Genomic DNA, 11881 nt, shown 5'->3' on the forward strand with positions numbered 1-11881 from the left:
GCTGGGGCCTTGAACGATGGCGGCGTCCAGGTGCGTGCATCGCAAGGCGGAGCAGCGTCCTCGATGCGGGTTTCATCGTGGATGCTGCTCCAACGCTGCGAGGCGCGTGCCTGGGCGTCGCCAGCGTCAAGGAACCAGCATCACGGGACACTTAAGGGGAATTGATGAGTTGGCTGATCGCGGAGACCTGGATCCTGCTGCTGGTGGCGTTCGTGCTCGGAAGCGCGGCGGCCTGGCTGGTGCACCGCCTGTCGAGAGGGGTGCGCTGATGGCCTGGCTGATGCGGCACAACTGGCTGTGGTCCCTGCTCGCCTTCTCCCTCGGCGCGGCGATCACCTGGTTCCTGCTGGTACGACGGGAACAGCTTGCCCCGGTCCTGGTCGAGGAGCCGGTGGAGGAGAAGGAAGAGGTCCTGGTCGGGGCATCGGTCGGGGTCCGCGCCGAGCCCGTCGTGCAGGCCGAGACCGTCGTACCGGCTGCGCCCGTCGTACCGCAACCGGTCTTCTCGCGGCGGATGGAACCGGAGCGGGTCGAGGAGCCGACGCTTTTCGATCACGTCGCCGAGTTCGGGCCAGGCGACACAACTGCGAGTGAGCCGCAGGTACCCACCGACGTGCCGCCCGGACGGTACGGTGAGGGCTCGGCCGATGCGGTACCGCACCAGGGTCCGCCGGACGGGTTCACCATCAAGGGCAACGCCCAGTCGATGCTGTTCCACACCCCCGACTCGCCGTACTACGGCCGGACCAAACCCGAGGTCTGGTTCCGTAGCGAGGCCGATGCCGAACGCGCCGGCTTCACCAAGTACGCCCGCCGTCCGCGGAAGTCCGCCAAACCCGCCGAGTGACACCGCACCGAAGGAGAATGTGACTCGTGGCGAAACCCGTGGTCACCTTCGAAGAGGGCGAGGACGGCGTTTGGCGTCCTCCCGCCGACGGTCAGGCGACACTCGACGACTTCTCCCAGAAGCACGTCGATGCGGCCCAGACCGGGATGAGCGATGCGCGCCGTGCCACCCAGCAGAGGGCGGGCCGCGGTGGCCGAGGCAGGCGTCGTACCGCGCCGAACACCGCCAGGGAGAAGGGCGAGCGCGGGCCGAGAAGCTGACCGCCCATGCACCTCCGGTGACCCGGGAAACGGTGCGAGATAGGGGGACGAGGCACCTATTTGCTTGGAGTGGCTTCGGACCGTCACACTGAGCGCAACGCCGGGCCGGACCGCCCATCCCACGGCGTCACCACATCACCGGACCCACCGGCAAAACCGCGGCGTTCCCTTTTACGAACCTGGCAACGGGGTATGGGGACCTGTGCACGCCGGAGGAGTCCATCCGTCCGCGACCCGGTTCGGGTGCGTGGCGGCAACCCGCAGTACCGCTAGGTTTGGAGACACCCGATGGAGGTGAGCGTGACCGACATGCTGCCGGAGCAGCACCACGGACTGACGAAGAGTGACCCGCTGTGGTTCAAGCGGGCCGTCTTCTACGAGGTCCTCGTGCGGTCCTTCAAGGACTCGAACGCCGACGGCATCGGCGATCTGCAGGGTCTGACCGAGAAACTCGACTATCTCGAGTGGCTCGGCGTGGATTGTCTCTGGTTACCGCCGTTCTATCCGTCGCCGCTGCGCGACGGCGGCTACGACATCTCCGACTACACCGGAGTGATGCCCGAGGTCGGCACGATCGCCGACTTCGCCGCGTTCATGGAGGCCGCGCACGCCCGCGGGATCCGGATCATCGTCGACTTCGTGATGAACCACACCTCCGACCAGCACCCCTGGTTCCAGGCCTCCCGGGAAGACCCCGACGGACCGTACGGCGACTTCTACGTCTGGTCCGACACCGACGACAAGTACGCCGACGCGCGGATCATCTTCGTCGACACCGAGCAGTCGAACTGGACCTGGGACCCGGTCCGCGGCCAGTACTTCTGGCACCGCTTCTACTCCAACCAGCCCGACCTGAACTTCGAGAACCCGGCCGTCGGCGACGCGATGATCGAGGCGCTGAAGTTCTGGCTCGACCTCGGCGTGGACGGCTTCCGGCTGGACGCGGTGCCGTACCTGTTCGAGACCGACGGCACCAACTGCGAGAACCTGCCGCGCACCCACGAGTTCCTCAAGCGGGTCCGCAAGGAGGTGGACGCGAACTACGAGGACCGCGTCCTGCTCTGCGAGGCGAACCAGTGGCCGGCCGACGTGGTCGAGTACTTCGGCGACCGCTCCTCCGGCGGTGACGAGTGCCAGATGGCGTTCCACTTCCCGGTGATGCCGCGCATCTTCATGGGCGTCCGTCGGGAGTCCCGGTTCCCGATCTCGGAGATCCTGGCCCAGACGCCGGAGATCCCGGAGACGTGCCAGTGGGGCATCTTCCTGCGCAACCACGACGAGCTGACGCTCGAGATGGTCAGCGACGAGGACCGCGACTACATGTGGGGCGAGTACGCGCAGGACCCGCGGATGAAGGCCAACATCGGCATCCGCCGCCGGCTGGCCCCGCTGCTGGACAACGACGTGAACAAGATGGAGTTGTTCACCGCGATGCTGCTCAGCCTGCCCGGCTCGCCGATCCTGTACTACGGCGACGAGATCGGCATGGGCGACAACATCTGGCTCGGCGACCGCGACGGCGTACGGACTCCGATGCAGTGGTCGCCTGACCGGAACGCCTCGTTCTCGACCGCCACCCCGGGCAAGCTCAGCCTGCCGGTGATCATGGACCCGGTCTACGGTTACCAGGCGGTCAACGTCGAGGCCGAGATGGAGAACGCGTCCTCGCTGCTGCACTGGACCCGGCGGATGATCCAGACCCGCAAGCAGCACCCGTGTTTCGGCATGGGTACTTTCACAGACCTGGGGGGCTCCAACCCCAGCGTGCTGTCGTACGTGCGTGAGTTCGGTGACGACGTGGTGCTGTGTGTGAACAACCTGTCAAGGTTCCCGCAGCCGATCGAGCTCGACTTGCGGCAGTGGCAGGGTGTGGAGCCGGTCGAGCTGCTCGGCGGGGTGCATTTCCCGACGATCGGCGAACTGCCGTACCTGCTGACCCTTGGCGCGCACGGTTTCTACTGGTTCCGGCTGCCGGTACACAAGCCGGCTGACCACGAGGAGAGCATGTAGTGACTTCCCATCTGGACCAGGTCCAGTCCTTCTGCTCGGGCCAGAGGTGGTTCGGCGAGAAGGGACACGACGTCCATGTCGACGCGATGGCCACCTCGGTGTGGCTGTCGGTCGAGGACGCCTGGCCCGCGGTCCGGATCGGGTTCGTCTACTGTTCCGGTCCGCCCGGCGCGGAGTACCCGATCCGCGTCTACCAGCTGCCGCTCAGCTACCACCGCGAACCGGTCGAGAACCTCGGTCACGCGCTGGTCGGTGAGTGGGAGGAGCAGGATCTCGGCGACACCCAGGTCTGGGTGTACGACGCCCTCCACGACAAGGAGGCGACGCCGTACTGGCTGGACGGGCTGACCCACGGACGGCGGCTGGACGGGCTGGAGTTCCATCCCGTCCACGCCCCGGACCGGAGCACGGTCGTACCGGAGGACGCGCAGTCGCTCGTCCTCACCGTGGAGCAGAGCAACACGTCGCTGGTGTTCGGCGACGTGGCGCTGCTCAAGGTGTTCCGGCGGCTCGAGCCCGGGAGCAATCCCGGGGTCGAGATCGAGTCGGCGCTCACCGAGGCCGGGTCGGAGCTGGTCCCGGAGGTGCTCGGGTCGGCGCGCGGCAGCTGGCCGCACGCGGGCGGCGGGACCGACACGGGCGAGCTGGCGATGATGACCGCGTTCCAGAAGAACGCGACCGACGGCTGGTCGTTCGCCTGCTCGTCGGTGCGGGACCTGTACGCCGAGGGTGACCTGCACGCCGAGGAGGTCGGCGGTGACTTCGCCGCCGAGTCGCACCGGCTCGGCGCGAGTACGGCGCAGGTCCACTCCGAGCTGGCCAAGGCCCTCGGTACGGACATCTGGGAGCCGGCCAAGCTGGTCGAGCACTCTGCGGCGATGCGGCGCCGGCTCGACCTCGCCGCCGGTGTGATCCCCGAGCTGGCGCCGTACAAGGACGGTCTGGCCCGGTGGTTCGATGCGCTGGCGACGTACGACCAGCCGGTCACGGTGCAGCGGATCCACGGTGACTTCCACCTGGGTCAGGTACTGCGGACGATCGACGGCTGGAAGCTGATCGACTTCGAGGGCGAGCCGGCCAAGTCGCTGATCGAGCGGCGCGCGCTGGACACCCCCGTCAAGGACATCGCCGGGATGCTGCGCTCGTTCGACTACGCGGCCCGGTCGCTGCTGGCCGACCACCTGGGCGACTCCCAGATCGCGTACCGCGCGGCCGAGTGGGCCGGTCGCAACCAGCGGGCGTTCTGCGACGGCTACGCCGAAGTGGCCGGGGCGGATCCGCGGCATCTCGATGTGCTGCTGAACGCGTTCCTGGCGGACAAAGTGGTCTACGAGACGCTGTACGAAGCCCGGAACCGGCCGACCTGGCTGCCGATCCCATTGGCGGCGGCCGCACAACTGGCTGAACGCTGATACCCCAAATCTCTGCCAAGTAACCCTCACTGAGGTGAGAATTACAGAGCGTGGGTGAGCGACCACTGTAATACTTGCGGGTATGCCCCCCGAGCCCCCGCTAGAGGTGCTTGTCCTCGGTCCTCTGGCAGTCCGGCTCGGCGGCGCCCCGATCTCCGTCGACCGTCCGTTGGAGCGGGCTCTGCTGGTCCGGCTCGCGCTGGCCGGCGGGATGTCCGTGCCAGACCACCGGCTCGCCGCGGACCTCTGGGGTGACGTCGACCTGGCCCGCCCGACCGAGCGCCTGCGCGTGCTCGCGTCCCGGCTGCGCGCCGCGATCGACTCGCCTGATTCGCTCACCCGGGTCAACGGCGGCTATGCGCTCGCGGCGCAGCTGACCGATCTCACCGAGGCCCGGGCGGCGGCCGAGCGCATGCATGCGGCCGTGCGGGCCGGCGACCACCTCGCCGTACGGACGGCTGCGCGGCAGGCGCTCGCACTGTGGCGCGGGCCGTCACTCGCGGACCTGAGGACGGTTCCGTACGCCGTGACCGAAGGCGAACAGCTGGATGCGTGGCGGCTGACTCTGCAGGTAGAGCTGCTGGACGCAGAACTGGCTCTCGGGCATGCGGCTGAAGCTGGCCGGGAGCTGGAAGCGCTGGCGGCTGAGAACCCCTTGCACGAACGACTCTGGTGCCTGCTGGCGTTGGCGTTGTACCGGACCGGACGCCAGGCGGATGCGCTGAGCCGGATGGCCAGGCTGCGGAACCGGCTCGCGGAAGAGCTCGGTGTCGACCCGGCGCCGGACAGCGCGGCGATGGAGCTGCGGTTGCTCCGGCAGGATCCCACCTTGTTGCTCTCGGCCCCTGAGCCGGCCGCTCCCCCAGCCGCGCCGGCAGCTGATCTGCCGTCTCCGCTGACCAGCTTCGTCGGGCGGCAGCAGGAGCTGTCGTCGCTGGTGAAACGACTCGACGAACCAGGTCTGGTCACGTTGACCGGAGGTCCGGGCAGCGGGAAGTCGCGGTTGTCCTCCGAGGCCGCGCGGGCCGTGGCGGGTCGCGTCGTACGGCTGATCGAGCTTGCTCCGCTGCAGCGCGAGAGCGCCGTACTGGAAGCGATCGTGGGTGACGATGCCGGTGGTTCGGATCCGATTGCGGCGGCCGCGGCCGCGCTCGACGGGTCGGTGCTGGTGCTCGACAACGCGGAGCATGTGGTTGAGCAGGTTGCCGAGATCGTGGCCGGGTTGCTGCGCCGGGCGCCTTCGTTGACGGTGCTGGTGACGTCGCAGCGTCCGCTGCAACTCGCGGCCGAGGAAGTGCGGCCGATGCGTCCGCTGGATGCGCTGGCGGCGGCGCAGCTGTTCACCGAGCGCTGTGCGGCCGACGCGCAGGGGGCCGATCCGGAGCAGGTCTCGGCGATCTGTACGGCGGTCGATCGGATGCCGCTCGGGATCGAGCTGGCCGCTGGTCTCACCCGAACGTTGACCGTGCCGCAGTTGGCGAAGCGGCTCGCGGATCGGATGCGGCTGCTGGTGGCCGGGTCGCGGGATTCGCAGGCTCGGCACACGAGCCTGGTCGCCGCGCTGGACTGGAGTCATCAGTTGCTCGGCGAGGCGGAACGCGCCGTACTGCGGCGGGTGGCGGTCTTCGCGGGTGGGTTCACGTTGGAGGCGGCCGAGCAGGTCGCGCTGGATCCGCGGGACGTCGCGCCGGCGCTGACGGAGCTGGCGGACCGGAGTCTGCTGACGGTCGAGGCGGTGAACGGGCGGCGGTTCCGGTTGCTTGAGACCGTGCGGGACTACGCACTGGCGAAGCTCGAGGAGGCCGGCGAGACCGAGCTTGCGCGAGCGGCCGAGCTCGAGTGGGCGACGCAGTACGTCCGGACCTTGGGCGAGGAGGACAACGACTTCGCCTCGGCGCAGTCGGTCGGCGCGGTGTTCGCCGAGTGGCCGAATCTGCTCGACGCGCTGGATCGTGCGCCGGGCACGGACAACGCGCTCGCCGGGCTCCGGCTTGCTCTCGAGATGCACTTCCCCTGGCTGATCAGGGGTTGGTACCCGGAAGCGGCGCGGCACTTCGCGGCTCTGTCGGACGCACCGGGCGCCTCCATGGCCGAACGGCTGACCGCGCTGAGCAACCACGGCTTCATGCTGACGATGCGCGGCCATTTCGAGGAGGCCGCGGCGAAGCTGACCGAGGCCGAAGCGCTCGCCCGGCAGCAGGACGACGACAACCTGACGATGACGGTCTTGTACTACCGCAGCATCGTCGAGATCGAGCGCGGTCATCTCAACGACGCATTCACCCCGTTGCAGGCCGGCCAGGCCCTCGCCCGTACGTCGCCCCGCTTCGAACGACGGCTGTCGTCGTTCACCGACGCGCTCGGCACGCTGTACGTCTACACCGGTCAGCCCGAGGCGGCCCGCGAGTGCTACGAAACGTGCATCGTCGCGGATCGCGAGTACGGCGACGAGCACGGGCTGTCGCGTGGACTCAGCAACCTCGCCGGCGCCCTGGTCAGCCTCGGCCGGCTGGAGGAGGCGCTGAAGGCGGCGACCGAGTCCGACCACTACGCCCGCCAGTTGGACGACCGGCAGATCCTTCCGCTGAACGACGTGATCCGCGCTCTGGTCGCGGTCGCGCGGGGCTCGCTCGGTGACGCGGAGAAGCACCTGCGCTCCGCGATCGAATACGCGATCGCCGACGGCAGCGGTGCCAACGTCGCCTACATCGACCTGGCCGACGTACTCATCCAGCAAGGCGAACTCGACGAAGCCGCAACCCTGCTGGACGCAGTCTTCGAAGAAGCCCCCGCCCACAGCACGATCTGGCTGGCCGCCCGCGCCGTAGCCGCCGCCCTCGCCCTCGCCCAAGGCGACCGCCCCCAGGCGGCCTCCATAACCACCGAAACCACCGCCGCCTACGCCCGCGCCGGCTTCGCCTGGCCCCGCTACGCCACCCGCCTAACCACCGTCCGCAACGCGCTCACCGAGTGAGGTTTGTGTACATAAGAACTCGACGGGTACGGGGGTGCGGTAGATGGTCGGTAGATCGGGCAGGATGGGGTTTATGGGATCGAGCGAGCGGAACACCGGGCCGGTTACTGCGCAGGATCTTGGGGCTTTCGAGCAGCCTGCGGTGGCTGCGGAAAGGCCGCCGGTGACGGCGGTTCCGGTGGATCGGACGGTGCTGGAGCGACTGGTGAGCGGGACGTTCCACGATCCCCATCAGGTGCTCGGCCCGCACCTCGGCGATCACGGTGTGACGGTGCGCGTGCTGCGCCCGTTCGCGCAGACGGTGACGGTGCTGCACGACGACCAGCGGCTCGAACTGCGGCACGAGTTCGAAGGCGTCTGGGTCGGCGTACTCGACATCGACAAGGTGCCCGACTACCGCCTCGAGGTCAGCTACACCGACGGTCCCGCGATCGAGGTCGACGACCCGTACCGCTATCTCCCGTCCCTCGGCGAGGTCGACCTGCACCTGATCGGTGAGGGCCGGCACGAGCAGTTGTGGACCGTGCTCGGCGCCCACGTCCGCCGGTACGACGGTCCGGCCGGCACCATCACCGGTACGTCGTTCGCCGTCTGGGCCCCGAACGCGCAGGGCATCCGCCTCACCGCGGACTTCAACTTCTGGGACGGCCGCGCGCACCCGATGCGCTCGCTCGGCAGCTCCGGCGTGTGGGAGCTGTTCGTCCCCGGCGTCGGCCCGGGCACGAGGTACAAGTTCGACATCTGCGGCCGCGACGGCGTCTGGCGGCAGAAGGCGGACCCGATGGCGAACCTGGCCGAGACTCCCCCGGCGAACGCTTCCGTCGTACACGAATCGACGTACGAGTGGAACGACGCCGAGTGGCTGGAGCGGCGGGCGGCGTCGGAGTCCTACGCCGAGCCGATGAGCGTCTACGAGGTGCACCTCGGCTCCTGGCGCAAGGGCAAGTCGTACCGCGAGCTCGCCGACGAACTCGTTGCCTATGTCAACGAAATGGGCTTCACCCATGTCGAGCTGATGCCGGTGATGGAGCACCCGTTCGGCGGCTCCTGGGGCTACCAGGTCACGTCGTACTTCGCGCCCACCTCGCGGTTCGGCGACCCGGACGAGTTCCGTATGCTGGTCGACCGGCTGCACCAGGCCGGCATCGGCGTGATCGTCGACTGGGTCCCGGCCCACTTCCCGAAGGACGCCTGGGCGCTGGCTCGCTTCGACGGAACGCCGCTGTACGAGCACCCGGACCCACGGCGCGGCGAGCAGCCGGACTGGGGCACGCTGGTGTTCGACTTCGGCCGCCCGCAAGTGCGCAACTTCCTGGTCGCGAACGCGATCTACTGGGCCGAGGAATTCCACATCGACGGCCTGCGCGTGGACGCGGTCGCGTCGATGCTCTACCTGGACTACTCGCGCCAGGACGGCCAATGGGTGCCAAACCAGTACGGCGGCCGCGAAAACCTCGAGGCGGTGTCGTTCCTGCAGGAGATGAACGCGACGCTCTACAAGCGAGTCCCCGGCGTCATCACCGTTGCCGAGGAGTCCACCTCCTGGCCGGGCGTCACCCGGGCGACGCACCTCGGCGGCCTGGGCTTCGGCTTCAAGTGGAACATGGGCTGGATGAACGACTCGCTCAGCTACATGGAGCACGAGCCGGTCCACCGGCAGTACCACCACCACGAGATGACGTTCTCGATGATGTACGCCTACTCGGAGAACTTCGTCCTCCCGCTGTCGCACGACGAAGTTGTGCACGGCAAGGGTTCGCTGCTGCGCAAGATGCCGGGCGACCGGTGGCAGCAGCTGGCGAACCTCCGCGCGTACCTGGCGATGATGTGGGCGCATCCAGGCAAGCAGCTGCTGTTCATGGGCTGTGAGTTCGGCCAGGAGTCGGAGTGGTCCGAGAAGGGCGAACTCGACTGGTGGCTGCTCGACCACGCGGATCACCGCGGTCTGCAGCAGCTGGTCAAGGACTTGAACGGCCTCTACCGCGACACCCCGGCGCTGTGGCGGACGGACCACTCGCCGGAGAAGTTCACCTGGATCGACGCCAACGATGCCGGCAACAACATCTTCTCGTTCATCCGGTACGGCGACGAAGGCGAGCCGACCGTCGCCTGCGTCGCCAACTTCTCCGCGATCCCGCACCACGGCTACCGGCTCGGCCTCCCGTACGGCGGCCAGTGGGCCGAGGCGGTCAACACGGACGCGGACACGTACGGCGGCTCGGGCGTCGGCAACTACGGCTCCGTCGAAGCCGACGGCCCGGCCTGGCACGGCATGGAAACCAGCGCCGAACTGTCCGTCCCACCCCTAGCCACGCTGTACTTGCGCTACACCGGGTAGCGTTCACGGCGTGACCGCCGTACCGCCACAACCGACGCTGACCGATGGCGAGTTGACGCTGCGACCGTGGCGCGAGGAGGACATCGACACCGCCGTGGGCCTCCACGACGACGAGATGGTCCGCTGGTTCGACTTCCCGGGCCTCCCAGAGCGGTCCAATCTGGCCTCGGCGATCGAGGAGTGGCATCGGCAGTACGCCGACGATCGACGGGTGGTGAGCTTCGTCGTCGAACTGGCCGGCGAGTCAGGCCCGGTCGGCTCCGTCGAGGTCCGCCGGATCGCCGACGGTGTCGCGAACATCTCGTGGACGACGTACAAGCCGTATCGCGGCCGGCGGGTCGCGCGGCGCGCCGTACGGCTGCTGACTGTCTACGCCTTCGGTGAGCTCGGGCTGGACCGGCTCGAGGCGAAGGTGGACCCGGAGAACCGGGCATCCGCCCGCGTGGCGATCCGGTCCGGCTTCCGGCGCGAGGGACTCTTGCGAGGGGCCACGACGCTGCAAGGTGAGCGTCGCGACGTGGCTGTGTACGGCCTGCGGCGCGACGACCCGCGGCCGGACACTCTGTTCGGCTGGACCGCGTTGATGGACTCGGTGTTGCCGAAGAAGCGCGTGATCGCGCACGTGGTCGTGCGGGACACGGCTGGGCGGGTGCTGTTGTGTCAGGTCAGCTACAAGAAGGACCTGGAGCTTCCCGGTGGTGTGGTCGAGCCGGACGAGGATCCGGCGACCGGTGCGTCTCGGGAGATGCATGAGGAGCTTGGCGTCGCGCTGCCGCTGCTCGGCGTACTCGCGATCGACTGGCTGCCACGCTGGGAAGGCTGGGGCGATGCCGTCGAGATTCTGTACGACGGCGGCGTCCACGACCCGGGCTTAATCGATGAGCTGACGCCGGACGGCTTCGAGATCCGCGGTATCGCCTGGCACTCCGCTGATGCGCTGGCCGGGCTGGTCTCGCCGCTGAACGCCCGCCGGCTGCCGCTGATCCTGAGCGAGCCCACGCGGCTGCACAACCTCAGAGACGGTCAGCCAATCGTTTGAGGTTGTCGACGCACCAGACGTAGTGACCGTCGCCGGCGTTCTCGTCGTAGATGGTCGCGGTGGTGATCGCGTAGGCCGCGCGGTACAGGTACATGCGGTGCCGGTCGTGGCCTAGCTGCTCGAACCGGTCCAGCAGCAGGTCGTCGAGCCGGCGCGCCTCCGGGCCGTACATGTCGAAGAACCCGGCGGCGAGCGCCGCTTCGAAGGTGTTGTCACCGGCCGTCGAGTAGAAACCCCAGTCGAGCAGCGCGGCGGCCCGCGGTCCATCCATCAGCAGGTTGGGCGGGCAAATGTCCCCGTGTACGACGCTGAGCTTGTCCGGCTCGATCGTCCTGAGCTGAGCTGTCACGTGCTCGATCAGGTCCTCGAAGCCGTGGAGGTGCGGCTGGGATTCGGCGGCGCGGCGTCGTACCAGGGCTGCCAGCGCCTCGCCCCAGGAGAGGTCGTCGTACCAGAAGGGCTGGTTGAGGACCGGGAGCGCCTTGCTGGCCGGGCCGGGCGTGGTCTGTCCGAGGGCCTCGACCACCCCGACGAACACGTCGAGTGCCTGATCCTCAGGGAGATCTTGCAGTGGGGTGCCGGTCAGCTTGTCCTCGACGGTGACTGCCTGACCGTTCTGCTGACCGATCTCGCCGATACGCGGCGTACGGAACGGGAGCGGTGGCAGTTCGTCCAGGAACGCCTTCAGCGGACGTACGTCGTCCGGCCTCCGATCGAACCAGGTCTTGCTGACACGGCCGTCACCGAGGTCGTAGACGGCACCTTCCATTCCTTGGCCGATCAGTTCCACCGTCGGCACACTAGCGGACCAGCCTGATCGTGAGTGGATAGCGGTACTCGCGCCCGCCGGAGGCCGCGACCGTGGCGAGGATGATCACCACCAGCGCACAGGAACCCCATCGCGAACCAGGCCGCGACGAACACCCCGACGTGGGCGATCATCCCCACGTCCGCTCCTCCGAAGCCGACAACGGCGGCCCCGCATCGGGAACAGCCATATT

The 11881-nt window shown here is 68.3% G+C and carries 8 protein-coding genes; 7 read left to right on the forward strand and 1 reads right to left on the reverse strand.

Features of this window, described 5'->3' with window-relative positions:
• The first annotated feature begins 268 nt into the window (after positions 1-268).
• From EV646_RS27225 to EV646_RS27255, 7 genes are all read left to right on the forward strand, one after another.
• Positions 269-847, forward strand: a complete 579-nt coding sequence (locus EV646_RS27225) for a sunset domain-containing protein (protein WP_132153475.1) — start codon at positions 269-271, stop codon at positions 845-847.
• A 26-nt stretch (positions 848-873) separates the two neighbouring features.
• A complete protein-coding gene (locus EV646_RS27230) occupies positions 874-1107 on the forward strand; it encodes a hypothetical protein (protein ID WP_132153477.1) in 234 nt (77 codons plus the stop codon).
• 288 nt (positions 1108-1395) lie between these two features.
• On the forward strand, positions 1396-3117 hold the full coding sequence (gene treS / locus EV646_RS27235) for a maltose alpha-D-glucosyltransferase (RefSeq protein WP_132153478.1): 1722 nt from the start codon (positions 1396-1398) through the stop codon (positions 3115-3117).
• Positions 3117-4529, forward strand: a complete 1413-nt coding sequence (locus EV646_RS27240) for a maltokinase N-terminal cap-like domain-containing protein (RefSeq protein WP_132153479.1) — start codon at positions 3117-3119, stop codon at positions 4527-4529. The genes treS and EV646_RS27240 overlap by 1 nt, the downstream gene beginning before the upstream one ends.
• An 82-nt stretch (positions 4530-4611) precedes the next feature.
• Complete coding sequence (locus EV646_RS27245; protein ID WP_132153480.1) at positions 4612-7503, forward strand: ATP-binding protein; 2892 nt, start codon at positions 4612-4614, stop codon at positions 7501-7503.
• 73 nt (positions 7504-7576) lie between these two features.
• Entirely contained in the window at positions 7577-9841 is a 2265-nt protein-coding gene (gene glgB, locus EV646_RS27250; RefSeq protein ID WP_132153481.1) for a 1,4-alpha-glucan branching protein GlgB, read from the forward strand.
• A 10-nt stretch (positions 9842-9851) separates the two neighbouring features.
• Complete coding sequence (locus tag EV646_RS27255; protein WP_132153482.1) at positions 9852-10880, forward strand: NUDIX hydrolase; 1029 nt, start codon at positions 9852-9854, stop codon at positions 10878-10880.
• On the opposite strand, the gene EV646_RS27260 is transcribed toward EV646_RS27255, so the two are convergent.
• Complete coding sequence (locus EV646_RS27260) at positions 10855-11670, reverse strand: phosphotransferase (protein WP_132153483.1); 816 nt, start codon at positions 11668-11670, stop codon at positions 10855-10857. The genes EV646_RS27255 and EV646_RS27260 overlap by 26 nt on opposite strands.
• Positions 11671-11881 lie beyond the last annotated feature (211 nt).

Origin of the sequence: Kribbella antiqua, assembly GCF_004345665.1 — a bacterium.
In the GTDB taxonomy this organism is placed as follows: domain Bacteria; phylum Actinomycetota; class Actinomycetes; order Propionibacteriales; family Kribbellaceae; genus Kribbella; species Kribbella antiqua.